Below are 25873 nucleotides of genomic sequence, written 5' to 3'. Positions count from 1 at the left end.
ATCCGGGCGGCGGCAATGGCGGGGATCGGGGAGGAAAGGAGATCGGGGAAAACGCACAAACGAAGGGGCCTCCCGCAGGAGGCCCCTTGGCATGTTCGATGGCTACATCCAGTCGGCGTTGCGAATGACCCCGACCGCCAGCCCTTCGATGGTCAGATGCTGGCTGGAGAGATCCACCTCGATGGGGGAGAGCTCCTCGTTCTCCGGCAGCAGCCACACCTGGCTGCCCTTGCGCTGGAAGCGCTTGACGGTGACGTCTTCATCGAGACGCGCCACCACCACCTGACCGTTGCGCACCTCCTGGGTCTTGTGCACCGCCAGCAGATCCCCATCCATGATGCCGATGTTCTTCATGCTCATGCCCTGCACCCGCAACAGGAAGTCTGCCCGCGGGTGGAACAGGGCGGGATCCACCTGATAGTGGCTCTCGATGTGCTCCTGGGCCAGGATGGGCTCGCCGGCCGCGACCTTGCCGATGAGCGGCAGGCCGTTCTCTTCTGGCGCAGCCTCCTCTTCCTCGAGCAGCAGACGGATGCCGCGGGAGGTGCCGGGCATGATCTCGATGACCCCTTTCTTGGCCAGGGCCTTCAGATGTTCCTCGGCCGCATTGGCCGACTTGAAGCCAAGCTTCTGGGCGATCTCGGCGCGAGTCGGCGGCATGCCGGTCTCGCTCATGTTCGCCTTGATAAGCTCCAGCACTTCAGCCTGGCGGGGGGTAAGGGGTTTCATAGCATAGGCACCTGTCTTTTTATACAGCACACTGGCAGTATATACAGTGCTGTGGCCAAGGCAAGGCGTTGCTGATATTTGTCCCCACCTTGTCGCAAAAATCCCGCACCTTCTATCCTGAAAAGGCACTCATCCTACCTCTCGGCGACAAGCCGTCGGTGATTTGCTATGCTCACGCCGCATTTTTTTGGAGAGCAGACGCACATGTCCCTTGGACAGAACATTTCCAGAGCCATCCTGCAATGGCCGGTCAGTGGCTTGGTCAATCACAAGAGCCTGCCGGAAAATCCCATCACGGAGCTCAAGCTGGATCCGGCAAGACCCATAGTCTACGCCCTGAAAACCAGCTCGATCACCGACCTGATGACCCTGCAACAGTGCTGCGAGGATCTCGGCCTGCCCGGCCCCTTCACTCCGCTGGAACTGGGTGGCCAGCTGCTGCCGCGCTACGTCTGTCTGGATCGTCCGCCTCCCCTGTTTGGCACGCGCAACAAGCCGCTGCCCTTCCTGCAGGAGTTCCACCAGCTGCTGGACCTGCACAAGCAGGATCCCGAGCTGGATATCCAGGTGGTGCCCGTCACCCTGTTCTGGGGGCGCGCCCCCGGCCGGGAAGGCGAGGAAGCCTCCGGCTGGAACATCATCAGCAGCCTGGCCCCGAACCGGCTCAAGAAGGCGCTGATCGTGATCCTGAAAGGGCGCGAAAACCTGGTGCGCTTCTCACCGCCGCTCTCATTGCGCTACATGGCGGACAAGCACGGCACCGACGAGGCCATCGCCCACAAGCTGGCGCGGGTGGCCCGCACCCACTTCAGTCGCCAGCAACTGGCGGCCACCGGTCCCAAGCTGCCGAACCGCAACCTGCTGTTCAAGCAGTTGCTGGAGTCGAGCGTGATCCAGCAGGCCATCGAGGAAGAGGCCAGACGGGAGGGGATCAGCCTCGAAAAAGCCCAGAAGCGCGCCCATGGCTACATGGACGAGATCGCCTCCAACTTCTCCTACCGGCTGATCCGGCTCGGGGAGAGCTTCCTCGGCTGGCTGTGGAACAAGCTCTACCGCGGCCTCTCGGTCAACGGTGCCGAGCAGGTGCGCCAGCTCGCCCAGGAAGGGCACGAGATAGTCTACGTCCCCTGCCATCGCAGCCACATGGACTACCTGCTGCTCTCCTACGTCATCTATCACCAGGGCATGGTGCCGCCCCATATCGCGGCGGGCATCAACCTCAACTTCTGGCCGGCGGGCCCCATCTTCCGCCACGGCGGCGCCTTCTTCATCCGCCGCACCTTCAAGGGCAACCCGCTCTACAGCACGGTATTTCGTGAATACCTGAACCTGCTGTTTGCCAAGGGCTACTCGGTGGAGTTCTTCACCGAAGGGGGTCGCTCGCGCACCGGCCGCCTGCTGCCCCCCAAGACCGGCATGCTGGCCATGACGCTGCAGGCCATGATGCGCGGGCTGGACAGGCCGGTCACCCTGGTGCCCGTCTATCTGGGCTACGAGCACGTGATGGAGGTGAACACCTACCACAACGAGCTCAAGGGCAGCCGCAAGGAGAAGGAGAGCTTCCTGCAGGTGCTCGGCATACTGCGCAAGCTGCGCAACTATGGCCGGGGCTTCGTCAACTTCGGCGAACCGCTGACCCTCAACAGCTACCTCGGCGAGCACGTGCCGCACTGGAAGGAGAGCATTGGCCGGGAGGAGCGCCCCGAATGGATGGCCCCCACCGTCAACCAGCTGGCCGAGCTGCTGATGACCCGGATCAACGATGCCGCCGCCGTCAACGGCCTGACCCTGAGCGCCCTGGCGCTGCTGGCCGCCGAACGCCATGCCCTGACCCGGGACGAGCTGCAGGCCCAGATCAACACCTATCTGGACCTGCTCAAGCAGGTGCCCTACAGCCCCCAGAGCACCATGCCGGACGAGGATGCCAGGACACTGCTGGATCAGGCCATGGAGCTCAACAAGTTCGAGGTGAGCGAGGACAAGCTGGGGCAGATCATCAGCCTCGATCGCTATCAGGCGATCCTGCTGACCTACTACCGCAACAACATACTCCACCTGTTCGCCCTGCCCTCCCTGGTGGCGGCCCTGATCGAGCGCTGCGAAGGGATCTCCCGCGGCGAGATCGTCGCCCGCTGCATCGACATCTACCCGCTGCTCAAGACAGAGCTGTTCCTGCGCTACGAAGAGGACGAGCTGCCGGAGCTGGTCGATGCCCTGCTGGCCGAGCTGCAACGCCAGAAGCTGATCGAGGCGCGCGACGGCGGCTACTGGGTCAATCCGGGCAACCAGATGCGCCTGCTGCTGCTGGCCGAGAGCATTCAGGAGACGCTGCAACGCTACGCCATAGTGCTGACCCGGGTGCTGGCCCAGCCCCACATCGAGGCGGAGCAGCTGGAGGCGGACGGCCTGATGATGGCGGAGCGCCTCGGCACCCTGCACGGCATCAACGCCCCCGAGTTCTTCGACCAGAAGCTGTTCAGCACCCTGATCCACACCCTGCGCAGCGAAGGCTATCTGGATCCGGGCTGCAAGCCGGATCTCGGCCGCTTCCAGGCCCTGGCCGACAACATAGTGCCGCTGCTCAGCAACAAGATCCGCCGCACCATACAGGCGGGCAACCGGCTCTGACCTCAAGAAGAGCCAGCCACGAGCAACAAAAAGGCCGCATCATGCGGCCTTTTTTATCGACAGGGGCTGCTCACAGGTAGTGGGCGATCACCCCGAGCAGCACCAGGGCTCCCACATAGTTGTTGTTGAGGAAGGCCTGGAAGCAGGCTTCCCGCTGACGCTCCCGGATCAGCCGCTGCTGATAGACGAACAGCGCCGCCGCCCCCAGCAGACCCCAGTAATAGCCGGACCCCAGCGCCATCAGCTGACCCACCAGCAGCAGAATGAGCAGGGTTGCCAGTTGCAGCACGCCGATGATCCGCTTGTCGTGACGGCCGAACAGGATGGCGCTCGACTTGAGCCCGAGCTTGAGGTCATCGTCCCTGTCCACCATGGCGTACTGGGTATCGTAGGCGATGGTCCACAGCAGGTTGGCGAGAAACAGCAGCCAGGCGACGGGCGGCAGGGCATTGGCCTGGGCCGCATAGGCCATGGGAATGGACCAGGAGAACGCCATCCCGAGCACCAGTTGCGGGATGGGAATGAAACGCTTCATGAAGGGATAGCAGACCGCCAGCAGCAGGCCGGCGAACGACAGGCCTATGGTGAGCGGGTTCAGGGTCAGCACCAGGGCGAACGAGATGAGCGCCAGCACGGCGAACAGGATCAGCACCTCCCGTTCGTCGACCCGGCCCATGGGCAGCGGTCGCCCGGCGGTGCGTTTCACGTGGCCGTCGAAGTTGCGATCCGCATAGTCATTGATGACGCAGCCCGCCGAGCGCATCAGGAAGACCCCCACCACGAACACGGTCAGGATCCAGGGATCCGGCAGGCCGCCAGCCGCGAGACAGAGCGCCCACAGGGTCGGCCACAGCAGCAAGAGGGTGCCGATGGGCTTGTCGATGCGGGCCAACTGCACATAGGCCAGTCCCCGCTCCTTGGTTAACAGCTTCACTCCAGCTCCTTATGCGATGGCAGCGAATGAGACGATAGCGAGGGCAGGAAGAGTTCGTGGACCAGCAAGGGCCACTGCCCCAGATAGAGACGGGAGCGGCGCCCCCAGACGGTGGCGCCCTGGCACCAGGGATTGCTCGCGATCTCGAAGCAGGCCAGTTGCAGGTGATCCCGCCGTGCCGGTGCATCACCGAAGATGCGCTCCCCCAATGGCTGCTCCCCCAGATCCTGCAGGCCGCTCCCTTGCAGCGCCGCCTCGGCAAACAGGGTCCAGCCCAGAATGGCCGGCCCGGCGTCACCGTGCAGGATCACCTCGCGGCAGATCCCCACGGGATCCGCAACGGCCACCAGCGTCTGCTCGTCCGCTCCCAGCGACACGCTGCGATTGCCGAGCAGTTGCACCGAGAGGTGACTATTGTAACGCCGCAGGCGCCGGGTCATGGAGTCGGCCTCCAGCAACCAGGGGCGCAGTGCCTCGGGGGGGTCACACTCTGCGGGTGCCCGCCAGGGGACGAGCTGGATGAGGGGAACAGTCAACTCGGACTTCACAGCTTCACCATCCGGAGATTTCCGTTGTCAGGTTAAAATCCCGTTTATTATCCGTAAATCAATGGCGAATTGTAAGAACATCCGTGCTTGACGGCCCCGATGGCAGCATCAAAAATGGGGCATCCGTCGCTGCCGAGCCATCTAGATGAAGATCTTCAGAATTCTGCTGGTGTTATCCCTGGGTTGTACCCTGTTGAATACCCACGCCTTCGCCAACGAGGAAGCGGCCGCCGATCCGGCCTCCGCTGCCGTCCAGCCGGGATTCGCCTATCACGCGCTGGATCCGGACATCATCACCAACTACCTCGGCGACGGCAAAACCCTGGGCTATGTGCGGGTGACGGTGGAGCTGATGGCCGAAAACGCCGCCGATCTCAAGTTGCTGGAGCAGCACGACCCCCTGATCCGCGATGCCATCATCCGCCTGATTGGCAGCAAGACGGGGGCCCAGATCAAGTCCCTGGTGAGCCGGGAAGAGCTGCGCAAGGAGTGCGAGGCCAAGGTCAACGAACTGCTGGTCAGAGAGACCGGCAAGAAGGCGGTACGCGAGCTCATCTTTACCAAGTATCTTTATCAGTAATGAACCGCGAGCAGGGTGCCGACCGGCAGTCTGCTCTCCCTGCCGCTCCCATTCACTGTCGAGGAAGTCATCGTCATGGGCCACAAGACGCTGTGTGAATGGCGCCGTCACGAGATCCCCGCCGATCTCAAGACACTGCGCAAGATATTGCGCAAACCCAAGTTCGTGTGCGGCAAATGCGCCCGCAGCGCCAATGATAAAGAGTACCTGTGCCAGCCGCTGCGACTGAAGGAGAAAGGGGAGTAAGTCCCCCGCAGCTTGCCGCTCAAGCGTCTGAAGAAGGGGGGCGCCCTATTGATCGGTCCAGCCCTGACGGCCCTGCGCAAACAGTCTGCGGGCCTGGACGTCATTGGGGCAGACACCGCGGTACTCCTCCCCCGATCGCCCGGCCAGATAGAGGTGCTCCGGGCGGCAATACCAGGCCAATCCCTTCTGGCGGCCCTGCTGCCACATGGCAACGTCCACCTTGTCGCCGCACTGGGTCTGGTGGAATGCAACCCTGTCGTCGGCAAACCCCAGCTTGCCATCGGCTTCCCCGACGTCGCTCCACACCTTTTCGCAGGGATCGTCCGAGTTGGAGACACAGCCCCCGAGCAGGGTGGCACAGAGCATGATGACGAGTGAGCGCATAATCATCCTTGGGCGTTGTTTGAGTGGTTTATGGCGTCTCTGGCCTGACGGGCATCCCTCTTCCCACAGCGCCATTTGAGCAGTTCATTCTAACCAGAGCCTCGCCCGGCCACCAAGGGGCATGCTGCCGAACGCACAAAAAATCGGGCGGGCCACCAGGCCCGCCCGCACGCGTTACAGGGAGTCATTGATCGTCGAGGGGGTCATAGTCCTGCCAGCCCTCGTCGTCCAGCTCCTCCAGCTCGTCTTCCCAGGATTCCGGCTCCCACTCATCGTCGAGCTCGAAATCCGGCGTCTGCGTACCCATGCTCATTCTCCTTGGATAGTGCACCGGCCTTCAAAGTCTATCCAGAAAAATGGGGCTCGCCAGTGGTGCCGGTCAGAGCCTGATCAGGGTGCGCCCCGCCACCCGACCCTCGGTGATGGCCTCGGCGGCCTCCACCACCTGCTCCAGCCCGATCTCGGTGACCGCCTGCGCAAAGAAGCTGGCGGGCAGATCCCGCGCCAGTCGCTGCCAGGCCAGTTGACGACGCGCCAGCGGGCACATCACCGAATCCACCCCCTGCAAGCGCACGTTGCGCAGGATGAAGGGCATGACGCTGGTGGGCAGATCGAAGCCGCCCGCCAGGCCGCAGGCGGCCACGGCACCGCCATAGTTCATCTGGGCCAGCAGCTTGGCCAGCACCTGACTGCCGACGGTGTCGACGGCACCGGCCCACAGCTGTTTCTCCAGCGGCTTGGCGGGCTCCAGCAGTTCGCTGCGCGGCACTATGCGGCTGGCACCCAACGCCGTCAGCATGGCGCCCTGCTCCTCGGGACGGCCGGTCAGGGCCGCGACGCGATAGCCCAGCGCAGACAGCAGGGCGACGGCTGTGGTGCCCACTCCACCGGCGGCACCTGTCACCAGCACCTCACCGCTGTCGGGGGTTATGTCCGCCTCTTCCAGCGCCAGCACGCAGAGCATGGCGGTGAGGCCGGCGGTGCCGATGCACATGGCTTGGCGCTCATCCAGCCCGGCCGGCAGCGGCACCAGCCAGTCGGCCTTGACCCGCGCCTGTTCGGCCATACCGCCCCAGTGTCCTTCCCCCACGCCCCAACCGGTCAGTACCACCTTGTCACCGCTCTGGTAGCGGCTGTCGGCCGACTCCAGCACAGTGCCGACGAAGTCGATGCCCGGCACCAGCGGCCACTGGCGCACTATCTTGCCCTTGCCGGTGATGGCCAGCCCGTCCTTGTAGTTGAGGGAGCTGTAGCTCACCGCCACCCGCACCTCCCCCGCCGGCAGCTGGCTCTCGGCCAGTTGGGTCAGAGTTGCCTTGGTCTTGCCATCTTGGTTGTCCAGTAACAGAGCCTTGAACATGCTTGCCTCTCGATGTTGTGACGTCACCCATCAGGTGCTTTGACGCCTTTGCAGTTGAAAATCCAGGGTCAGGGCCAGGCCGGCCACCGTCTCGCCTGCCAGTTTACGCAGGATTCATCTCCGCGACCATGCCGCCCATCTTGCGATAGGGGCTCTGTACCGACGTCAGGGCAGGATAACAGGCCTTCGCCACATCCGAATCATCGAAGCCGCCAACGGCCTGCTGATCACCTTCCTGCCGGTGTTCCTGCTGCCGGTGCTGGGGGATCTCGGCTTTGCCAACACCACCTTCAGCGATGCCGACTTCGGCGTGGTGGGCATACTGCTGGGCCTGATAGTGCGCTGAGGCCGCTTCGACCAGACAGTCAGCAGGCGCGGTCTATAGGCCGCGCCTGTTGTTTGCGGCAGCCTCACCCCATCGACGCCGAAAATATGTGCAAACACAGTGCGTTGGATCGGATTTTCAGCCCACAGCGGCAGCATCTGACGGGGGAGTGCGATATGCTGATGCGCTGACGTTCCACCCGACCTCACCCGAGGCCTCTTCCATGAAATATCTGGTAGTACAAACCAAACAGATAGGAGATGTGCTGATCTCCACCGCACTGTGCAACAACCTCAAGCAGCACGACCCCGCCGGGGAGGTTCACTATCTGGTCATGGATTACTGCGCGGGGATGGCGGAGGGGAATCCCAACATAGATCGCTTGATCGTCATCGAGAAGGCGCGCCGCAACGAGTGGCGCTACATGAAAGAGCTGCTGCTGGACATTCGCCGCGAGCACTACGACGTGGTGATCAACAGCCAGGGCCAGATGATAGGCCTGCTCACCTGCCTCATCTCGAGAGCAAGACTGCGGATCGGCTTCGACTCCTTCCCCTGGCGACTCGGCCACAACCACATAGTGCGCTTTCGCCACGACACCGAACATCAGGGCAACAGCACCCTGGTGGATGACAGGTTCTCGCTGCTAAAGCCCCTGGGGCTCGCCAAGGAGGATCGCAACTACTATCTCTGGCTGAGTGAAGCGGAGAAGCAACGGGGACGGGAGACACTTCAGGCCGCCGGCATAGATCCGGGCAGGCCGCTGATCGCCATGGGGGTCAACTCCCTTGGGCACTACAAGCGCTGGCCCATCGACTGTTTCGCCGAGGTCGCGCGCTGGCTCATCGAGCAGCACCACGCCCAGATCCTGATCTACTGCGGCCCTGGGGAGGAAGAGTACAACCGCAGCCTGAAGCCCTTGCTGCCAGAGACGCTGCAGGCCAGCGTGTTTGACCGCATACAGACCCGCTCGGTGCGGGAATTGGCAGGGCTTATCGCCCACTGCCAGCTGTTCGTCGGCAACGACACAGGTCCGCGGCATATCGCGCAGGCGCTGGACATACCGCTGCTGACCATAGTCTCTCCCCTGGGGCACTCCGCCATTGCCAATCCCGTCTCTCATCCCCGCTATCGATTCATCGATACCAACCATCAGGATCCGCAGCAGGAAGTCCTGGCCGTTCAACACCAGCTGAGCATGCTCTGGGACGAAGTGACGCAGCCCCATGGCAAACCGGAAGAGCCGACCCCCGATCCAATGCCAGTCGGGTAGTCGACAGCGTCGGGGCGTCACTTCCTCAGACGGAAGAACTCCTTCTGCCACTCATAGAGATATCCAGACCACCCCTTGGACTTGGCCCGCAGGAAGATGAGGCCGGATGAGCGCTTCCAGCTGTGCTGGAACCAGTGCGTCATGTAACGCTCCGCAGCGGGCTCAAAGTGAATCGCTTCCCCCTGATAGTTGTAGAAGTAATGAACCGGGGCGATCAGGGCGGCATCGCCGGACTGCGCCAGCTTGTCTGTCACCAGTCTGGTCATGATCTCGGGCCCCATGTACATGGGGGAGGACATGATCTCCTCTTCGTAGAAGCGGACCAGCTCGGACAACATCACCGACTCTTTCCTGGCGTAGATGACAGCGGTGCCGACCAGCCGATCGGACTCGTAGCCTGCGCCAAACGCCACTGACTCGAAGAGCGGGAAGGGATCCTGGTTGATGGTGACATCGGTATCCAGATAGAGGCCCCCTTCCTGGGCGAGGATCTTGAGGCGCAGGTAATCGGTCACGAAGGCCAGCAAGCCCCGTCGATAGCACTCCCGTGCAAAGGTGCACTCCTGGATCCAGCGCTTTATCTGCGGGTCCGTATCCAGCCACAGCTTGTAGTCGTAACCCTGCTTTCGCCAGTCGTCGATGCACACATGCGCCAGAGGAGGCAGCCGGTTGCCCAGCCAGATGGCGTGAATGGTTTTATTGGTCGCGCTCATGACTTGCCCCCGCACTGCTTCATGTTCCACAGGGTCATTCTGATGAACCGGTAGAAGCGGTACAACTCACGGGTCAATTTGAACCCCAGCGGCACCTTCTTCAGTTCGACCTGATTCTGGATATCGCTGCCCATGTCCCGCGGACTATAGATGGCATAGGGGATAAGGCCGGTGCAGATGAGGCCGGTACGATAGGACTCGCCGATGAAGTTGTCGACCGAGCAGAGCCATCGCTTGCTGTGCGCCAGCAGGCGGCGAGCCCCCTGGGGCGAGATGCTGTAACCCGTGGTCCAGCAGGAGTTGTTGTGCCAGAACATCAGCTGCATATTGTCTATGGTGGTCAATGCGGTGGCCGACCCGACCTGGGGTTCCACCTTCACATACTCATACTGCTCATGGACCTTGGGCAGGGTCCCCAGTACCTCTTCAAAATACTGGGTAGGCAGGAAGTCATCTTCCAGAATCAGGATGGGCTCATTGAGTTCGACGCACTTTTCCCACAACAGGAAATGGCTGGCATAACAGCCCTTCTCCCCCGGGGTCAGTGGCCGGCTCCTGAAACGGATCCTGTGCTGGTCATCCGGCAAGGCCTGCAACCGCTCAGGGAGACCTTCAAAGCCATTCACCGCATTGAAAAACTCGAAATCGATGCCTCTGGCCGCCAGGACGGACTCGACGCGACTGCGCCGCTCGACGGCCCGCTCCAGACTAATGACGTAAATTTTCATGACCTTCCCTTGCAAACTGCTTCAGTTCTCCATGCAGTGCAACCGAGTAGATGGCGCCCATGAAGACGCTGAATACCCACTGCCCGGAGCGCATGTAGAAAAAGGATTCGAAGTTGTTGATGATGAGCCAATAGATGATGAAAGAGATGGTCAGCATCTTGATGAAACGTGAAGAGCTCGAACAGGACAACACCTGACGGGCCACGGTGAAGAGTGTGCCATAGAGCACCAGGAACCCGGCAATACCCCAGCACACCAGGGTCTCCATGTTGGAGTTGTGCAGATGACGGAACTCCTGGGTGATGTAGTCCGGCAGGGTCTTGGACAGGGTAATGACCAGTGATTGGCTGCCATAGCCGGTGCCGAAGAGCGGGTGTGCCAGGAACCACTGAATGGCCTCCAGCCAGGTCCTCAGCCTGACTCCTATGCTGAAATCCTGCACCTCGGTCCAGTTGCCCGTCAAGATGGCATGCAGATCCCCTTGATGCCCAAAGCCTGACAGCAGCCTCTCCCTGATGAATGGGACCTGATAGAGGGCCAGCACGGTCACCAGCAAGATGGCATAGGTCATGACCACTTTGCGTGTTGGCCAATGCTCACCATCCCCCAGCAAGGGAAGAATGGCCAGGGAGACCGAGATGGCCAGCCAGGACTGGCGGGATTGCAAAATGATGGAGAAGACGCCGAACAGCACTATGCCGAGCAGTATGCCCCCATTGATCAGCGACAGTTTCCTGAATTTTGAGGTGAGCAGCAACAGGGCAAAAAACAGGAAACAGGCCCCCGCGATCAGGGAGCCATGTTGGGCATTGCGGTAATTGAAATCCACCCTGGCACCGTCGAGCCCCGTCTCGAAGATGGAGAAAAAGGCCGAGTGGTAGGCAAAGGTGAAGACCACCCCGACGCAGAAGGTCAGCAAGGTGATGACGATGCGGCGAGTGTCCCCCTTCAGCCAGTAGGCGAGGCCGATGAAGAAGAAGAGGTAGGCCATCGACTTCACCGAAGGGTACTTGAGGGCATAGTCATGGACATAATATCGCGATGACACCCAGCTCAGGCACTGTACCACCACGGCCAGACAGAGCAGTTGAAAGACTCTGTTTTTTATGAAAAAAGCCCTGTCCACATAGAATGCCAGCAGGGTCGCGAAGACGATGATGGTCTGGCAGACGTCGGCGATCAGCTGTATCGAATCCTTGAACAGGGTGTAACCCAGAATATTCAGGAAGATGAAGCTGCTGAACGCCTTGCCATGAAAAAAGCCGAGAAAATCGTGATTCGTCGACAAGGCCTGATCTTTCATCCCGAGCAATGTGTATTTTCCCATCAAGATTTTCTGAAGACATAGTTGCCACGGATCTTGCGCCACAACCCGAACATGTCGGTGCGGGGGAAGATGGCGATCCGGCGGATCTGGAGCGGATCCCGATGCATGGCCCTGGGGCCGCTGTTGGTGGCCACAGCATAGCGGTAGCCGGCGGCACAGGCCTCGGCTTTCGCGCTCTCGTTCAGATCCCCATAAGGGTAGGCAAACGACAGCAGCGGCCGGCCAAGCAGCCGTTCCAGCCTCTCCTTGTTGGCCCGGATCTCCTGGGCCTGCTGTTCGGGAGCCAGCGTGCTGAGGCGCGGGTGCGTCAGGGTATGGCCACCGATCTCCACGTGACCGGAGGCCACCAGCGCCTTGATCTCGTCACCATTCATCAGGGCCACAGGCGTATCGGGGTGGGTCGGATGCTCCACATCCCAGCGATTGTGATCCTCGCCGGTCACTATGTACACCACCGCCTTGTAACCATATTTTTCCAGCAGGGGCAGCATGCGGGTGAGATTGTCCCGATAACCGTCGTCGACGGTGATCATCAGGTACTTCTTGCCGTATTGCAGCCGGTGGATAAACCCTTTCTCTGCCAGATCGGCAAACGTCAGGGTCTCGTAACCCAGCCACTTCATCAGCTTGAGGTGTTTCTCGAACATGGCGATGGGCAGCCAGGTGCCGTGCACCCCCTTCTCGCTCTCCTGCTCGATGAAGCGGTGATACATGATGACCGGCATCTCCCGGCGCAGGGTCTCGACCACGGCATCCTGATAGATGGACTCGAGCCCGCTCACCACCTCCTGCAAGTCATACTCCTGCCGGATGCGCTGGCGCAGGCTGTCCGGCACGCTCTTGCTCGCCAGCGCCGGGGCTATCTGCCCCTTCAGCGCGGCAAAATCGATGGCCAGATCGCTGGGCCCTATGTCGCCGAAGTTGCTGGCCAGCGCCTCGTCCAGATTCTGTTCGGTCACCAGCCCGAGGGCCTTGGCCTCGCCGATGGCAAACGCCGGACGACCGCACAGCAGGGCTTCCATCGCCACCCGGCCGGCGCCGATCACCAGATCGCACTGTGCCAGCAGGGCGGGTACATCATCCACATAGCCGACGAAATCGACCTTGTCCTGGAAGCGGGCAAAGCGCTCCGGCACTCGGGTGCCACTGACGACACGGACTTGGCAGGCGTCCAGATCCAGCACCTCGTCCAGCAGGCGATAGCAGAGCTCCCCCTTGGGGCCGCTCAGTCGACCTATGATGGCGATCACCGGCTTGGGATTATCCGGCGCAGGCACAGGCTGGAATTTGTCGGTTTCTATGCCGTTGCGCAGCACCTGCACCATGGCGGGATCCACCCCCAGGTTGTCGATGATCTGGCGGGCGATATCTTCACAGACGGCAACCGCCCGATAGCCGAGGGCATGGAAGGCCTTGCGGGAGGCATGCACCGGCTGACGGCCATGAACTGTGGTGATCATGGGGGTGCCGGTCAGCTTGCAGGCCACGTAGCTGCTCCAGCCGGAGGCGCGGGAGTGGGCATGGACCAGCTGGATGTGGTGCTTCCTGATGAGATAGATGAGGTAAAACACATGCCAGAAGCGGCGCAGTATGCTGCGTTTGTTGAACCTCAGCTTGAATACGGGCCCTTGCGTGGGCTTGGTCAGGGTATCTGACACGTAAAAGACGTTGTGACCACGCCGGGTCAGCTCGTTGCCGACCGTGGTGGCATAGACCTCAGCTCCCGTGACTTCGAGCTGGGAGAGTGCCATCAATATGTTCATGCAAGCGCATCCGATCGACGGGCGGCCAGGGCCGCCCGTCAGAGGGGGATCAAGCCCGGTTCAACCAGGCCATGTAATCGGCTACGCCTTCGGCGACAGTCTTGAACTCGCCATCATAACCGACGCCACGCAAGCGGGTGAGATCGGCCTGGGTGAAGCTCTGATAGCGACCCTTGAGGTGATCCGGGAAGGGGATGTACTCGATGGCGCCTTGCTGGTGATGCTTGATCACGGCCTCGGCCACGTTCTGGAACGGCTCGGCACGGCCGGTGCCGCAGTTGAAGATGCCGGAGTGCTGCGGGTTCTGCCAGAACCAGAGGTTCACCTTGCAGACGTCGTCCACATAGATGAAGTCGCGCATCTGGCCGCCATCCGGGAAGCCGTCGCAGCCCTCGAACAGCTTGGGATTGTCCCCCTGCTTCACCTGGTTGTTGAGGTGGAAGGCGACGGAGGCCATGGAACCCTTGTGCTGTTCGCGCGGACCGTAGACGTTGAAGTACTTCAGGCCCACCACCTGGGAGTCGATCTCCGGCAACCAGCGGCGCACGTATTGATCGAACAGCTGCTTGGAGTAGCCATAGACGTTCAGCGGCTGCTCGAACTTGGGATCTTCGATGAAGTTGTCGTTGCGGCCGCCATAGGTCGCGGCGGAGGAGGCATAGATGAAGGGAATTTCCCGCTCGATGCAGTAGTGGAACAGATCCTTGGAGTACTCGTAGTTGACCTCCATGATGAACTTGCCGTTCCACTCGGTAGTCGCGGAGCAGGCACCTTCGTGGAAGATCACCTCGATGCCGCCATCCCACTCTTCAAACTCGTCACCGGAGACGATCCGCGCCTGGAACTCGTCCTTGTCCATGTAGTCGGCGATGGTGAGATCGACCAGGTTGACGAACTTGGTGCCGTCGGTCAGGTCGTCGATGACCACGATATCGGTCCGTCCTTGAGCGTTCAGCTGCTTGACCAGATTGCTGCCGATAAAGCCAGCACCGCCAGTTACTACGATCATGGAGTTTGCCTCGCGTACGTTGATGGCCCCGTGTGACTGCCTGTTAAAGCTGTGTATAGTGGGCCAATTTGAAATTGCCGAAAAGTTTATCACGGGCCGCCAGGGGATTCGACCTCGGCGCACAGGGCCCGGCAGAGGGATCAGTGATGAAGACCAGAGACAGGATCATCCACAGCGCCACCGAGCTGTTCAACGATCAGGGTGAACGCAACATCACCACCAACCACATTGCCGCCCATCTCGGCATCAGCCCGGGCAACCTTTACTACCACTTCCGCAATAAAGAAGACATCATCCACTCCATCTTCGATCAGTACGCCCGCCACCTGAGCGAGAGCTTCACTCCGGCCCGCAGCCACGAGATCAAGCTGGAAGATCTGATGGGTTATCTGGATGCCATCTTCTATCTGATGTGGCAGTTCCGCTTCTTCTACGCGAATCTACCGGACATCCTGAGTCGCGACGAACCCTTGCAGCACAAGTACCTCAAGGCCCAGGAGCAGCTGCGCGCCGCCGTGGAGGCGCTGCTCAGAAGCCTGCGCGAGGGTGGCATCATAGACGTCAGCGACGAAGACCTGCCGGATCTCGGCCAGACCATCAAGATGGTGGTCACCTGCTGGATCCCCTTCCAGATTGCCCAGGCGCCCCATACCCGCATCACCAAGCCCTTGCTTTATCAGGGGGTCTTGCGGGTGCTCTTCCTGCTGCGCCCCTATGTCCAGCCCAAGGTGATCGCCCAGATCCGCCAACTGGAGCAGCACTACCACCAACTGGCCCAACCAGCAGGGTGAGATCTGTTTCACAATTGTTGAATATCAGCATAATAATTTGAATTTGTGCGCAACGATTGCAGTAAAATGTTGCCCATTCCAGGGTCTGTCGACGTTTCGTCACGACCGCGACGACGTCAGTCCGTGCACCCCGCACGGCCCAAGATCCTGATAACACAGTCGACACAGTCAATGAGGACCGAGGATGTCTAACGGATTCTATCGTCACCTGGCCGAACAGCTCGAACAGGTCAAGGCGGAAGGGCTATACAAGCAGGAACGCATCATCACCTCGGCTCAGCAGGCCCAGATTGCGGTGGGCGGCGAGCAGGTTCTGAACTTCTGTGCCAACAACTACCTGGGGCTGGCCAACCACCCGGATCTGATCGCCGCCGCCCATCAGGGGCTCGACAGCCACGGCTTCGGCATGGCCTCGGTGCGCTTCATCTGCGGCACCCAGGATCAGCACAAGGCGCTGGAGCAGAAGCTGTCCGCCTTCCTCGGCACCGAGGACAGCATCCTCTACTCCTCCTGTTTCGATGCCAACGGCGGTCTGTTCGAGACCCTGTTCGGCGCCGAAGACGCCATCATCTCAGATGCACTCAACCACGCTTCCATCATCGACGGCGTGCGGCTGTGCAAGGCCAAGCGCTATCGCTACGCCAACAACGACATGGCCGAGCTGGAAGCCCAGCTCAAGCAGGCCAATGCCGACGGCGCCCGCTTCAAGCTGATCGCCACCGACGGCGTCTTCTCCATGGACGGTGTCATCGCCGACCTCAAATCCATCTGCGATCTGGCCGACAAGTACGATGCCCTGGTGATGGTGGATGACTCCCACGCGGTGGGCTTCATCGGCGAGAACGGCCGCGGCACCCACGAATACTGCGACGTGCTGGAGCGGGTCGACATCATCACAGGCACCCTGGGCAAGGCGCTCGGCGGCGCCTCCGGCGGCTACACCTCCGGCAAGAAAGAGGTGATCGACTGGCTGCGTCAGCGCTCCCGTCCCTACCTCTTCTCCAACTCCCTGGCGCCCTCCATCGTCTCGGCCACCATCAAGGTGATCGACATGCTGGCCGATGGCCACGCCCTGCGTGCCCGCCTGAAAGAGAACAGCGAGTACTTCCGCACCCGGATGAGCGCCGCCGGCTTCACCCTGGCCGGTGCCGATCACGCCATCATTCCGGTCATGCTGGGGGATGCCAAGCTGGCCGCCGAGATGGCGAGCCGCATGCTGGCCGCCGGCATCTACGTGGTGGGCTTCTCCTTCCCCGTGGTGCCCAAGGGCCAGGCCCGCATCCGTACCCAGATGTCTGCCGCCCATACCCGCGAGCAGCTGGACAAGGCCATCGATGCCTTCATCCGCATCGGCCGCGAGCTCGGTGTGATTTGATCACATGGCTAGCTGATTAAAACGGGGGCCAAGGTTGGGCCCCATTTTATTACCCTCTGTACCCGGCACAGCGCCGTGAGGAATCTGTCATGAAAGCACTCTCCAAACTCAAATCCGAAGCCGGCATCTGGATGACGGACGTCCCGGCTCCCGAGCTCGGCCACAACGATCTGCTGATCAAGATCCGCAAGACCGCCATCTGCGGCACCGACATGCACATCTACAACTGGGACGAGTGGGCCCAGAAGACCATACCCGTGCCCATGGTGGTCGGTCACGAGTATGTGGGAGAGGTGGTCGCCGTCGGCCAGGAAGTGCGCGGCTTCGCCATCGGCGATCGCGTCTCCGGCGAAGGCCACATCACCTGCGGCCACTGCCGCAACTGCCGCGCCGGTCGCACCCACCTGTGCCGCAACACCATAGGGGTCGGCGTCAACCGCCCGGGCTCCTTCGCCGAATACCTGGTGATCCCGGCCTTCAACGCCTTCAAGCTGCCGGACAACATCCCCGACGAGCTGGCCGCCATCTTCGATCCATTCGGCAACGCCGTGCACACCGCCCTCTCCTTCGATCTGGTGGGTGAAGACGTGCTCATCACCGGCGCCGGCCCCATCGGCATCATGGCTGCCGCCGTCTGCCGCCATGTGGGCGCCCGTCACGTGGTGATCACCGACGTCAACGAATATCGGCTGGAGCTGGCCCGCAAGATGGGCGCCACCCGCGCCGTCAACGTGGCCAAGGAGAAGCTCTCCGACGTGATGGCCGAGCTCGGCATGACCGAAGGCTTCGACGTGGGGCTGGAGATGTCCGGCGTACCCAGCGCCTTCCAGGACATGATCGACAAGATGAACCACGGCGGCAAAATAGCCATGCTCGGCATTCCCCCCTCCACCATGGCCATCGACTGGAACAAGGTGATCTTCAAGGGACTGTTCATCAAGGGGATCTACGGCCGCGAGATGTTCGAGACCTGGTACAAGATGGCCAGCCTCATCCAGTCTGGCCTGGATCTCAGCCCCATCATCACCCATCACTTCCACATCGATGACTTCCAGCAGGGCTTCGAAGCCATGGGGTCAGGCAAGTCCGGCAAGGTGATCCTGAACTGGGATTGAGAAGCCTGGACAACGGCTTGTGGATAGGTGCGAAGGCCCGGTCCGTCACCGGGATCCTGAGTGGAGACAAGTCAGCCTTTTTCACGGCTGAATGCAAAAACCCGGCGAAAGCCGGGTTTCTTTTTGCTCTTGCCTTGCCTGCTGCCCCTGCCGCCGCAGAAACTTTGTTCGCAGATTGCTTAACACTTCACACACAAGCGTTTAAATGCCTGTAACTATTCGGTTATAATCCCGTCGTTTTCTAGGGATAATAAGAGCCTGCTGGGAGTACATGAGCGTGTTGAAAAAACTGAGCTATTTGCTGGCTGCCGGGATGGCGGCCGCCACCCTGTCCGGCGCCGTCCTTGCCGCCGATGAGATGTCGACGGAAGCCATCGCCGAGCGCATAGCCCCGGTCGGTCAGGTCTACACCGCCAAGGATCTGGAAGGTATTGCGACCGCAGCGGCCGCCCCTGCTGCTGCCTCGTCCGGTCCTCGGGATGGCGAGACAGTGTTCAAGGGCGCCTGCTTTGCCTGCCATGATACCGGCGCGGCCGGTGCGCCCAAGCGCGGGGACAAGGCCGCCTGGGAACCACGCATCGCCCAGGGGTTCGACACCCTGCGCAAGCATGCCATCGAAGGCTTCACCGGCAAGGCCGGCATGATGCCAGCACGGGGTACTTGCGCGGCCTGTAGTGACGAAGAGATCGAAAACGCCATTCACTACATGATCGACAAGCTCTAAGTGGTTGAAAGGGCTTCTATAGCAGCCCTTTCAATCCAATCACTTCCGACTACGCTTGTAGATGAGTTAATTCGGGAGTGTTGCATGTCAGTCCAGCCCCTCACACCGCCAGATCCCCCCCCCTTGCTGGCGGTCGTTTCTTCCATCATGGATTTTCCCGCGCCCGGCATCGCCTCTCCTGAGGACTACGCCAGACTGGTAGAGCAGCTGGGCAGGCTCTGCCCCCTGCAGCACTTTGCCATGCTGGGGCTGGCCGATGGCGGCCTGCACTGGTTGTATGAACATCGGCTGCCCGAGGCGTTCAAACAGCAACTGGGGCGTGAAGGGCCCCGTCTCACCGAACAGCTCACCCGGCTCGATGAACATCAGGGATGGTGCGTGCAGGCGGTGGAGCACTATGAGGTGCAATGGCTGCTGGCCCGCGGCGCCCCCGAACAGACCCCGACCCTGAGACTGCTGCTGGAGTGTCTGGCCAAGCGCCTGCACGAAACCCAGACCGGCACCCAGCTGGCGGGGCAGGCATCCCCCCTCATGCAGCGGGATCCCCAATGGCAGCAGAAGATTGAAAAAATCAGCCGTATCATGCGGTTGGCCCACAACCTGCCGCAGCATGCCCTGTTTTCCCAGCTGGAGGCCGTGCTGCGCCAGATGCTGGCCGTCAATGACATGCTGCTGGTCCGCCTCGACAACCTGCGGCTGGATAAACTCTATCCGATACAGCTTGCCTATGATGACGACGTCATCAGGGCCCTGTGCCACAGCACCAACAGCATAGAGCGCAGCGAGGCCGGATTGTTCTGGTACAGCCTGCCCCTGCGCCAGCAGCAGCAGTATTTCGCCCACCTCATCATCAATACTGCCCAGCCCCTGGAGGCCGATGACAGGCTGTTCCTCGACTTCCTGCGCCACCAGTTGACCCTGCTGCTTGAGCTCAAGAGAGTCAGGCAGCAGCTGGATGAACTCAACTCGGAAGAGTCCATCAACCAGCGACTCCAGCAGCTGCGCCAGACCAACCTGCGGTTGCAGAAACGACTCAGGCATCACCAGGAGCTGGAGCGGCGACTCCAGTTCAATGCGCTGCACGACCCGCTGACCCAGCTGCCGAACCGGGCCCTGCTGATGAACCACCTCCATCACGCCATGACCCGTTACCGCCGTTACCAGACGGCCGGCTTCACCCTGATCTTCGCCGACGTGGATCATTTCAAGCAGGTCAATGACGCCCTGGGCCACAGTGCCGGCGACCAGCTGCTGCAGGAGCTGGCCAAGCGCCTGCAGAGCTGCATCCGGCAAAATGACATGGTGGCCAGGCTGGGGGGCGACGAGTTCGTCATCTATCTGGACAACAGCCAGCAGGAGGAGGACGTCAGCCCCGTACTCAACCGCATTGTAGGCCGCATCGCCCACCCGTTCCGGCTTCAGGGCAATGAACTGACCGTGACCGTCAGCCTGGGGGTGGCCAGTGTGTCGGAGCAGACCACGGACATCAGCGAGCTGCTGCACCAGGCCGATCTCGCCATGTACCAGGCCAAGCGCAACGGCCGCAGTCGCATCGTCATGTATTCAGACGCCTGCATGGAGCACTCGGGCTCGCCGGAGGAGCGGCTGTTCAGGGCCTTGCGGGAAGGGCGGATTGTCCCCTACTTCCAGCCCGTGATCAGGCTGTGTGACAGCCGCCTGGTCGGTCTGGAGGTGATGGCGCGCTGGATAACGGAGGAGGGGGAGCTCAAGGATGCATTCGACTTCATTCCTCTGGCCGAGCAGTGCGGCCTCATTCAGGATCTGGATCGCCAGATCCTCAGACGCACCTGCCAGCAGTTGAAGAGCTGGCTGCAGCTCTCGGGCGGCGGCCGCTTCAAGATATCGCTCAACCTGTCCGGCAAGCACCTGGCCAGCCGCGAGCAGATCATGGCGCTGGTCCACATCATGGAGGAGGAGGGGGTGATACCCGGCTACTTCATCTTCGAATTCAACGAGCGGGAGCTCTCCAGGCAGAGTGCCGACTCCCTCACCTCGCTCCATGAGCTCAGGGCCAAGGGGATCCAGATCAGCCTCGACGACTTCGGGACCGGCTTCTCCTCCCTCAATGCCCTGTTCCACTTCCCGGTGGACTACATCAAGGTGGATGACAGCTTCACCCATCGCATGCTGAACTCCCCCAAGGATCTGGCGCTGATCCGCGCCATGCGGGACATCTGTCAGGATCTCGACTTCACCCTGGTGGTCGAGGGCATAGAGAACCAGCAGCAGCTGCAGAAGCTGATCGAGCTGGGCTGTGCCCTGGGGCAGGGGCGCCACATCTCCCCGCCTCTGCCAGGATTCGACATCATACCGCTGCTCGCAGAGCCCCCGGCCTAGCCTTCTCTCAATCCTTCTTGAACAGGGCCCTCAGGTTGGCAACGCCGACCTGCCCCTTCTGCTGGCGCTCCTCCGCCGTCACCTTCTTCTGGTTTTCCCACTCCAGATCGTCCTGGGGCAGCTCCAGCAGGAAGCGGCTCGGCTCGGGGCGCACCGACTCCCCATACTGACGCCGCTCCTTGCAGAGGGTGAAAGTCAGTTCTGTCTGTGCCCGGGTGATGCCCACGTAGGCGAGACGGCGCTCCTCCTCCACGTTGTCCTCGTCGATGCTGGTCTGGTGGGGCAGCAAGCCCTCCTCCATTCCCACCATGTAGACATAGGGGAACTCCAGCCCCTTGGAAGCGTGCAACGTCATCAGCTGCACCTGATCCGCATCATCCTCCCCCTCGTTGCGCTCCATCATGTCCCGCAGGGTAAGGCGAGTAACCACCTGGGCGAGCGTCATGGCCTCCTCCAGCTCGTCCCCCTCCAGCATCTCGGTGATCCAGCGATAGAGGGTGGAGACGTTCTGCATCCGCATCTCGGCCGCCTTCGGGCTGGGGGAGGTCTCATAGAGCCACTCCTCGTAGTGGATCTCCTTGATCATGTCCCGCACCGCCTCCACCGGGTTGCCTCGCAGCGCCTGATCGCCGAGCCGCACCAGCCAGTTGGTGAAGGCCTGCAGGGCCACGAGGCCACGGCCGGAGAGGTGCTGCTCCAGCCCCAGCTCGAAGCTGGCGGCAAACAGGCTCTTGCCGCGCTGGTTGGCGTACTGCCCCAGCTTCTCGAGGGTGGTGGGGCCGATTTCCCGGCGCGGCAGATTGACCACCCGCAGGAAGGCGGTGTCTTCGTCCGGATTCACCAGCAGCTTGAGGTAAGCCATGATGTCCTTGATCTCGGTGCGGGAGAAAAACGAGGTACCGCCGGAGATGCGATAGGGAATGCGGTTGGTCATCAGCGCCTTCTCGAAGATGCGCGACTGATGATTGCCCCGATAGAGGATGGCGTAATCCTTGAACCGGGTGCGGTTCATGAACTTGTGGCCCATCATCTCGGCGGCGATCCGCTCCGCCTCGTGCTCCTCGTTCTTCGCGAACAGCACCTTGACCGGCACCCCGTAGTCGAGCTCGGAGAAGAGCGCCTTGTCGAACACATGGGGGTTGTTGGCGATCAATATGTTGGCGCACTTGAGGATGCGCCCCTTGGAGCGGTAGTTCTGCTCCAGCTTGATGAGCTTGAGGCTGGGGAAATCCTCGTTCAGCAACACCAGGTTCTGCGGCTTGGCACCGCGCCAGGAGTAGATGGACTGATCGTCATCCCCCACCACGGTGAAGCGAGCCCGCTCGCCGACGATCTGCTTCACCAGCTCGTACTGGCTGGTGTTGGTGTCCTGATACTCATCGACCAGCAGGTAGCGGATCTTGTTCTGCCAGCGGGTCCGCACCTCCTCGTTGTTCTTCAGCAGCAGGGTCGGCATCACGATGAGGTCATCAAAATCCAGCGCGTTGTAGGCCACCATCTGGCGGTGATAGCGCTCGTAGAGCTGGGCCATCAGCACCTCTTCCGGCCCGCGGGCGATGCGCATGGCGCGCGCCGGCAGGATGAGGTCGTTCTTCCAGTTGGAGATCTGGGTGATGAGGGCCGACAGCTTGTCCTTGTCGTTGTCGAGCTCCGCCTCGGTCAGCTCTTTCAGCAGCGCCAGCTGGTCGGTATCGTCGAACAGGGAGAAGTTCGCCTTGAGATTCAGACTCTTGTGCTCGCGACGTATGATGTCGAGCCCCAGGGTATGGAAGGTGGAGACCATGAGCCCCCGCGCCTCCTTGCGACCCAGGGTCTGGCCGACCCGCTCCTTCATCTCTCGCGCCGCCTTGTTGGTAAAGGTCACAGCGGCGATGTTGCGCGCGTTGTAGCCGCACTGCTGCACCAGATAGGCGATCTTGTTGGTGATGACGCGGGTCTTGCCCGATCCGGCTCCCGCCAGCACCAGGCAAGGGCCGGAGACAAACTTGACCGCTTCGTTCTGATTGGGGTTGAGCTTCATGGGCCGGATCTCTTGGCTTATGATGAGGGGCGGCATTGTAACAGAGATCCCGCGGGCAGCCGAAACCGGACACAGGATCCCGCCACTTCGCCTTGTGTTTACCCGTCATTTTCCGGATCATGACCGACTTTTCCAGAGGAGATGAGGGGAGCATGAATCAGCAACAGCACGCCCAATTGCGTAGCCAGTTTCCGGCCCTGGCGCAGGAGGTGAACGGCCACCCTCTGATCTATCTGGACAACGCCGCCACCACCCAGAAACCGCAGATGGTGCTGGACGCCATCGCTCACTACTATCGGGCCGACAACGCCAACGTGCACCGCGCTGCCCATGCCCTGAGCGACCGCGCCACCCGCGCCTTCGAGGCAGCCCGCGAGACGGTCGCCCGCTTTATCAATGCACCCCGCAGCCACGAGGTGATCTGGACCCGCGGCACCACAGAAGCGATCAATCTGGTGGCCCAGAGCTGGGGCATGAACGAACTCAAGGCAGGGGACGAGATCGTCCTCAGCACCCTGGAGCACCACGCCAACATTGTCCCCTGGCAGTTGATTGCCGAACGCACCGGCGCCGTAATTCGGGTCATTCCACTGGATAAGCGCGGGGATCTGGATATGGAGGCTTACCTGGCGATGCTGGGGCCGCGCACCCGGCTGGTGAGCGTGGCCCATGTCTCCAATGCCCTCGGCACCGTCAATCCGGTCACCCGGATGGTGGCTGCCGCCAAGGCGGTTGGCGCCCTGACCCTGATCGACGGCGCCCAGGCGGTGGCCCACCTCGAGGTAGATGTGCAGGCCATAGGCTGCGACTTCTACGCCTTCTCCGGTCACAAGCTCTACGGCCCGACCGGCATAGGTGTGCTCTGGGGCCGCACCGAACTATTGGAGCGGATGCCGCCCTGGCAGGCGGGGGGCGAGATGATCGACAAGGTCAGTTTCAGCGGCACCACCTTCAATACCCTGCCCTTCAAGTTCGAGGCGGGGACCCCTCATATCGCCGGGGCCATTGGGCTGGCTGCCGCCATCGACTTTGTCAGGACGCAAGACAGGGCTGCCCTGGTGCGCCACGAACAGGCACTCACCGACCATCTGGTCGCCGGCCTGCGGCAGGTGCCGGGCCTGCGCCTCATCGGTGAACCAGCACAACGGGCAGGCGCCGTCTCCTTCCTGCTGGACGACATCCACCCTCAGGATGCCGCCACCCTGCTCGACATGCAGGGCATAGCGCTGCGAGTCGGCCATCACTGCGCCATGCCGCTGATGGACAGCCTAGGTATCGGCGGCACCCTGCGGGCCTCCCTGGCCTGTTACAACAACCGGGACGATGTGGACGCTCTGCTGGCGGCCCTGCACAAACTCAGTGACTTCTTCTAAGGCAGACAACCGAATGAGTGACCTCGCAACCTATACCCGGATCGGCCTTGAGCCCGACGCCGACAGCATCCGCCAGCAGTTTGCCGCCGCCCAGGGCTGGGAAAACCAGTACCGCCTCATCATCCAGCTCGGCAAAAAGCTACCCGCACTGCCCGGTGAGTGGCAGCAGCAGGAGTATCGACTCAAGGGGTGTGAAAGCCAGGCCTGGCTGAAGGGAGAGAAAAGCGAGGATGGTTGCTGGCACTTCGCCTGCGACTCCGACGCTCGCATCGTGCGCGGGCTCATCGTCATCGTGCTGGCGGCGCTCAACCACCAATCCGCAGAGGTGATTCAGGCCTTTGATATGGAAGCCTATTTCACAGAACTGGGGCTAGAGAAACATTTGAGCCCGTCACGGGGTAACGGGCTCAGGGCAATCGTGCTGGCGATCCGGGAGCTGGCAGTCTAACCCGCCTTGTTCAGTGGTCGATTAGGCTTCGCTAATCGACCCTACCTCTCCATTCCCGGCCTCTTTCTCGGCCCGGGCGCCCCGTTCGGCAATCTTCTTCAATACCCGGGACGCGGCCACCAGACCGAAGGTCGCCGTCACCGGTGTCACCGCGCCAAAGCCGGAGGCGCAATCCATCTTCATGTTGCCGTCGCTGGCCGCCTTGGCCTGACAGGTGCCGCCATTGCCATCGGGATAGCTCAGCTGCTCGGTCGAGAAGACACACTCCACCCCGAACTTGCGCGCCGGATTCTTGCTGAAGTTGTGCAACCGGCGCAGGTCGGAGCGCACCTTGGCCGCCAGCGGGTCCTGAATGGTCTTGGCCAGATCCGCCACTGTGATTTGGGTCGGATCCATCTGCCCGCCGGCACCGCCCGCTACGATCACCGGGATCTTGTTGCGCTTGCAGAAGGCGATCAGCGCCACCTTGGCCTTGACCGAATCGATGGCATCCACCACATAGTCAAACTCCCGCCTGATATGCTCGGCCAGGTTGTCGGCGGTGACGAAGTCATCCACCTCGATCACCTCGCAGTCGGGGTTGATGGCGCGGATGCGCTCGGCCATGACTTCAGTCTTGAGGCGGCCGACCGTGCCCTGCATGGCGTGGATCTGACGATTGGTGTTGGTGATGCAGATATCATCCATGTCGATCAGGGTGATCTGGTTGATGCCGGCACGGGCCAGTGCCTCCGCCGCCCAGGAGCCGACCCCGCCTATCCCCACCACGCAGACCTTGGCCTGACTGAAAGAGCCAAGGGCGCGCTGACCATAAAGACGGGCAATGCCCCCGAATCGCTGTAGATATTCTGCTTTCATACCACCACCTTGCTTGAGGGCGGCCATTATAGCGGCAACCACGGTCAGCGGCGATGATCGGGTGAAAATGGTGCCGATGCGAGGGGGAAATGCGTGCTGTGTCGGCATGCTTGAAACGAAAAAAAGCCCAGTCTTTCGACTGGGCTTTCTAAATAGTGGCGGAGCGGACGGGACTCGAACCCGCGACCCCCGGCGTGACAGGCCGGTATTCTAACCGACTGAACTACCGCTCCGCATTCGGTTAGCTTGCGCTAAATCTTGTGC

24 protein-coding genes, 1 tRNA gene and 1 pseudogene are annotated in these 25873 nt (G+C 61.6%); 12 read left to right on the top strand and 14 right to left on the bottom strand.

The annotated features are described in order from the left end of the window. Positions 1 to 102 precede the first annotated feature (102 nt). The gene (gene lexA / locus AC1IN8_RS20745) at positions 103 to 729 is read right to left on the bottom strand and encodes a transcriptional repressor LexA (protein WP_479760453.1); all 627 of its coding nucleotides are present in this window, start codon (positions 727 to 729) and stop codon (positions 103 to 105) included. Between the two features lie 204 nt (positions 730 to 933). Between lexA and plsB the strand changes: the two genes are divergently transcribed. Next, positions 934 to 3357: a glycerol-3-phosphate 1-O-acyltransferase PlsB gene (plsB, locus tag AC1IN8_RS20740; protein WP_479760451.1), complete on the top strand. Its 2424-nt coding sequence runs from the start codon at positions 934 to 936 to the stop codon at positions 3355 to 3357. Positions 3358 to 3427: 70 nt separating this feature from the next. Here the strand turns inward: plsB and ubiA are convergent, their stop codons facing one another. Both ubiA and AC1IN8_RS20730 read right to left on the bottom strand, forming a co-directional pair. Further along, a complete protein-coding gene (ubiA, locus tag AC1IN8_RS20735; RefSeq protein ID WP_043132628.1) occupies positions 3428 to 4291 on the bottom strand; it encodes a 4-hydroxybenzoate octaprenyltransferase in 864 nt (287 codons plus the stop codon). Continuing rightward, a complete protein-coding gene (locus AC1IN8_RS20730; RefSeq protein ID WP_479760449.1) occupies positions 4288 to 4839 on the bottom strand; it encodes a chorismate--pyruvate lyase family protein in 552 nt (183 codons plus the stop codon). Before AC1IN8_RS20730 ends, ubiA begins: the two co-directional genes overlap by 4 nt. A 145-nt stretch (positions 4840 to 4984) precedes the next feature. Here AC1IN8_RS20730 and AC1IN8_RS20725 point away from each other — a divergent pair, with 145 nt between their 5' ends. Then, positions 4985 to 5419, top strand: a complete 435-nt coding sequence (locus tag AC1IN8_RS20725) for a flagellar basal body-associated protein FliL (protein WP_139437790.1) — start codon at positions 4985 to 4987, stop codon at positions 5417 to 5419. A 15-nt stretch (positions 5420 to 5434) separates the two neighbouring features. Next, positions 5435 to 5665: a hypothetical protein gene (locus tag AC1IN8_RS20720; protein WP_163156991.1), complete on the top strand. Its 231-nt coding sequence runs from the start codon at positions 5435 to 5437 to the stop codon at positions 5663 to 5665. A gap of 45 nt (positions 5666 to 5710) precedes the next feature. Here the strand turns inward: AC1IN8_RS20720 and AC1IN8_RS20715 are convergent, their stop codons facing one another. From AC1IN8_RS20715 to acuI, 3 genes are all read right to left on the bottom strand, one after another. Then, on the bottom strand, positions 5711 to 6055 hold the full coding sequence (locus AC1IN8_RS20715; protein WP_139437792.1) for a DUF2799 domain-containing protein: 345 nt from the start codon (positions 6053 to 6055) through the stop codon (positions 5711 to 5713). Positions 6056 to 6233: 178 nt separating this feature from the next. Further along, positions 6234 to 6356, bottom strand: a complete 123-nt coding sequence (locus AC1IN8_RS20710; protein WP_080675028.1) for a hypothetical protein — start codon at positions 6354 to 6356, stop codon at positions 6234 to 6236. A gap of 72 nt (positions 6357 to 6428) precedes the next feature. Then, on the bottom strand, positions 6429 to 7409 hold the full coding sequence (gene acuI, locus AC1IN8_RS20705) for an acrylyl-CoA reductase (NADPH) (protein WP_479760446.1): 981 nt from the start codon (positions 7407 to 7409) through the stop codon (positions 6429 to 6431). A gap of 208 nt (positions 7410 to 7617) precedes the next feature. On the opposite strand from acuI, the pseudogene AC1IN8_RS20700 reads away from it, so the two are divergent. Next, a pseudogene (locus AC1IN8_RS20700) lies at positions 7618 to 7755 on the top strand (PTS ascorbate transporter subunit IIC); the annotation flags it as partial. Positions 7756 to 7957: 202 nt separating this feature from the next. Further along, a complete protein-coding gene (locus AC1IN8_RS20695; protein WP_479760444.1) occupies positions 7958 to 9007 on the top strand; it encodes a glycosyltransferase family 9 protein in 1050 nt (349 codons plus the stop codon). A gap of 17 nt (positions 9008 to 9024) precedes the next feature. On the opposite strand, the gene AC1IN8_RS20690 is transcribed toward AC1IN8_RS20695, so the two are convergent. Genes AC1IN8_RS20690 through rfaD form a run of 5 tightly spaced genes read right to left on the bottom strand, consistent with a single transcriptional unit; the run spans position 9025 to position 14547 of the window. Beyond that, on the bottom strand, positions 9025 to 9720 hold the full coding sequence (locus tag AC1IN8_RS20690) for a glycosyltransferase family 32 protein (protein ID WP_265436762.1): 696 nt from the start codon (positions 9718 to 9720) through the stop codon (positions 9025 to 9027). Then, the gene (locus AC1IN8_RS20685) at positions 9717 to 10448 is read right to left on the bottom strand and encodes a glycosyltransferase family 25 protein (RefSeq protein ID WP_265436761.1); all 732 of its coding nucleotides are present in this window, start codon (positions 10446 to 10448) and stop codon (positions 9717 to 9719) included. Before AC1IN8_RS20685 ends, AC1IN8_RS20690 begins: the two co-directional genes overlap by 4 nt. Further along, positions 10429 to 11736: an O-antigen ligase family protein gene (locus tag AC1IN8_RS20680; RefSeq protein ID WP_479760441.1), complete on the bottom strand. Its 1308-nt coding sequence runs from the start codon at positions 11734 to 11736 to the stop codon at positions 10429 to 10431. The genes AC1IN8_RS20685 and AC1IN8_RS20680 overlap by 20 nt, the downstream gene beginning before the upstream one ends. A 38-nt stretch (positions 11737 to 11774) precedes the next feature. Then, positions 11775 to 13538 (bottom strand): bifunctional glycosyltransferase family 4 protein/polysaccharide deacetylase, encoded by a 1764-nt coding sequence (locus AC1IN8_RS20675; RefSeq protein ID WP_479760439.1) that lies wholly within the window; start codon positions 13536 to 13538, stop codon positions 11775 to 11777. A gap of 49 nt (positions 13539 to 13587) precedes the next feature. Then, the gene (gene rfaD, locus AC1IN8_RS20670; RefSeq protein WP_025325251.1) at positions 13588 to 14547 is read right to left on the bottom strand and encodes an ADP-glyceromanno-heptose 6-epimerase; all 960 of its coding nucleotides are present in this window, start codon (positions 14545 to 14547) and stop codon (positions 13588 to 13590) included. Positions 14548 to 14693: 146 nt separating this feature from the next. On the opposite strand from rfaD, the gene AC1IN8_RS20665 reads away from it, so the two are divergent. From AC1IN8_RS20665 to AC1IN8_RS20645, 5 genes are all read left to right on the top strand, one after another. Then, entirely contained in the window at positions 14694 to 15338 is a 645-nt protein-coding gene (locus AC1IN8_RS20665; protein WP_265436758.1) for a TetR/AcrR family transcriptional regulator, read from the top strand. A 184-nt stretch (positions 15339 to 15522) separates the two neighbouring features. After that, positions 15523 to 16713 (top strand): glycine C-acetyltransferase, encoded by a 1191-nt coding sequence (locus tag AC1IN8_RS20660; RefSeq protein ID WP_247627772.1) that lies wholly within the window; start codon positions 15523 to 15525, stop codon positions 16711 to 16713. 89 nt (positions 16714 to 16802) lie between these two features. Beyond that, complete coding sequence (gene tdh / locus AC1IN8_RS20655; RefSeq protein WP_043132655.1) at positions 16803 to 17828, top strand: L-threonine 3-dehydrogenase; 1026 nt, start codon at positions 16803 to 16805, stop codon at positions 17826 to 17828. A gap of 271 nt (positions 17829 to 18099) precedes the next feature. Beyond that, positions 18100 to 18552, top strand: a complete 453-nt coding sequence (locus AC1IN8_RS20650) for a c-type cytochrome (RefSeq protein ID WP_162519260.1) — start codon at positions 18100 to 18102, stop codon at positions 18550 to 18552. A gap of 84 nt (positions 18553 to 18636) precedes the next feature. Beyond that, positions 18637 to 20910 carry a putative bifunctional diguanylate cyclase/phosphodiesterase gene (locus AC1IN8_RS20645; RefSeq protein WP_265436755.1) on the top strand — a complete coding sequence of 758 codons (2274 nt, stop codon included), beginning with the start codon at positions 18637 to 18639 and terminating at the stop codon, positions 20908 to 20910. A gap of 7 nt (positions 20911 to 20917) precedes the next feature. Here AC1IN8_RS20645 and rep read toward each other — a convergent pair whose 3' ends face one another. After that, a complete protein-coding gene (rep, locus tag AC1IN8_RS20640; RefSeq protein WP_202048071.1) occupies positions 20918 to 22930 on the bottom strand; it encodes a DNA helicase Rep in 2013 nt (670 codons plus the stop codon). Between the two features lie 152 nt (positions 22931 to 23082). Here rep and AC1IN8_RS20635 point away from each other — a divergent pair, with 152 nt between their 5' ends. Continuing rightward, positions 23083 to 24303, top strand: a complete 1221-nt coding sequence (locus AC1IN8_RS20635; protein ID WP_479760437.1) for an aminotransferase class V-fold PLP-dependent enzyme — start codon at positions 23083 to 23085, stop codon at positions 24301 to 24303. A 13-nt stretch (positions 24304 to 24316) separates the two neighbouring features. After that, entirely contained in the window at positions 24317 to 24751 is a 435-nt protein-coding gene (locus tag AC1IN8_RS20630; RefSeq protein WP_479760436.1) for a SufE family protein, read from the top strand. A gap of 21 nt (positions 24752 to 24772) precedes the next feature. On the opposite strand, the gene tcdA is transcribed toward AC1IN8_RS20630, so the two are convergent. Together tcdA and AC1IN8_RS20620 are read right to left on the bottom strand one after the other, a co-directional pair. Beyond that, a complete protein-coding gene (gene tcdA, locus AC1IN8_RS20625; RefSeq protein WP_319918125.1) occupies positions 24773 to 25609 on the bottom strand; it encodes a tRNA cyclic N6-threonylcarbamoyladenosine(37) synthase TcdA in 837 nt (278 codons plus the stop codon). 156 nt (positions 25610 to 25765) lie between these two features. Beyond that, positions 25766 to 25842 (bottom strand) — tRNA-Asp (locus tag AC1IN8_RS20620). Between the last annotated feature and the right edge of the window lie 31 nt (positions 25843 to 25873).

This window comes from Aeromonas sp. 130281, from assembly GCF_056642115.1.
Note: the sequence above shows the minus strand (reverse complement) of the source record. Positions and strands in the feature narration are given on the sequence as shown.

Excerpts from the sequence above, each read along its gene's own strand:
- lexA (WP_479760453.1), bottom strand. The coding sequence starts at position 729 with ATGAAACCCCTTACCCCCCGCCAGGCTGAAGTGCTGGAGCTTATCAAG.
- plsB (WP_479760451.1), top strand. The coding sequence starts at position 934 with ATGTCCCTTGGACAGAACATTTCCAGAGCCATCCTGCAATGGCCGGTC.
- AC1IN8_RS20725 (WP_139437790.1), top strand. The coding sequence starts at position 4,985 with ATGAAGATCTTCAGAATTCTGCTGGTGTTATCCCTGGGTTGTACCCTG.
- AC1IN8_RS20715 (WP_139437792.1), bottom strand. The coding sequence starts at position 6,055 with ATGATTATGCGCTCACTCGTCATCATGCTCTGTGCCACCCTGCTCGGG.
- AC1IN8_RS20710 (WP_080675028.1), bottom strand. The coding sequence starts at position 6,356 with ATGGGTACGCAGACGCCGGATTTCGAGCTCGACGATGAGTGGGAGCCG.
- acuI (WP_479760446.1), bottom strand. The coding sequence starts at position 7,409 with ATGTTCAAGGCTCTGTTACTGGACAACCAAGATGGCAAGACCAAGGCA.
- AC1IN8_RS20695 (WP_479760444.1), top strand. The coding sequence starts at position 7,958 with ATGAAATATCTGGTAGTACAAACCAAACAGATAGGAGATGTGCTGATC.
- AC1IN8_RS20690 (WP_265436762.1), bottom strand. The coding sequence starts at position 9,720 with ATGAGCGCGACCAATAAAACCATTCACGCCATCTGGCTGGGCAACCGG.
- AC1IN8_RS20685 (WP_265436761.1), bottom strand. The coding sequence starts at position 10,448 with ATGAAAATTTACGTCATTAGTCTGGAGCGGGCCGTCGAGCGGCGCAGT.
- AC1IN8_RS20675 (WP_479760439.1), bottom strand. The coding sequence starts at position 13,538 with ATGAACATATTGATGGCACTCTCCCAGCTCGAAGTCACGGGAGCTGAG.
- rfaD (WP_025325251.1), bottom strand. The coding sequence starts at position 14,547 with ATGATCGTAGTAACTGGCGGTGCTGGCTTTATCGGCAGCAATCTGGTC.
- AC1IN8_RS20665 (WP_265436758.1), top strand. The coding sequence starts at position 14,694 with ATGAAGACCAGAGACAGGATCATCCACAGCGCCACCGAGCTGTTCAAC.
- AC1IN8_RS20660 (WP_247627772.1), top strand. The coding sequence starts at position 15,523 with ATGTCTAACGGATTCTATCGTCACCTGGCCGAACAGCTCGAACAGGTC.
- tdh (WP_043132655.1), top strand. The coding sequence starts at position 16,803 with ATGAAAGCACTCTCCAAACTCAAATCCGAAGCCGGCATCTGGATGACG.
- AC1IN8_RS20650 (WP_162519260.1), top strand. The coding sequence starts at position 18,100 with ATGAGCGTGTTGAAAAAACTGAGCTATTTGCTGGCTGCCGGGATGGCG.
- AC1IN8_RS20645 (WP_265436755.1), top strand. The coding sequence starts at position 18,637 with ATGTCAGTCCAGCCCCTCACACCGCCAGATCCCCCCCCCTTGCTGGCG.
- rep (WP_202048071.1), bottom strand. The coding sequence starts at position 22,930 with ATGAAGCTCAACCCCAATCAGAACGAAGCGGTCAAGTTTGTCTCCGGC.
- AC1IN8_RS20635 (WP_479760437.1), top strand. The coding sequence starts at position 23,083 with ATGAATCAGCAACAGCACGCCCAATTGCGTAGCCAGTTTCCGGCCCTG.
- AC1IN8_RS20630 (WP_479760436.1), top strand. The coding sequence starts at position 24,317 with ATGAGTGACCTCGCAACCTATACCCGGATCGGCCTTGAGCCCGACGCC.
- tcdA (WP_319918125.1), bottom strand. The coding sequence starts at position 25,609 with ATGAAAGCAGAATATCTACAGCGATTCGGGGGCATTGCCCGTCTTTAT.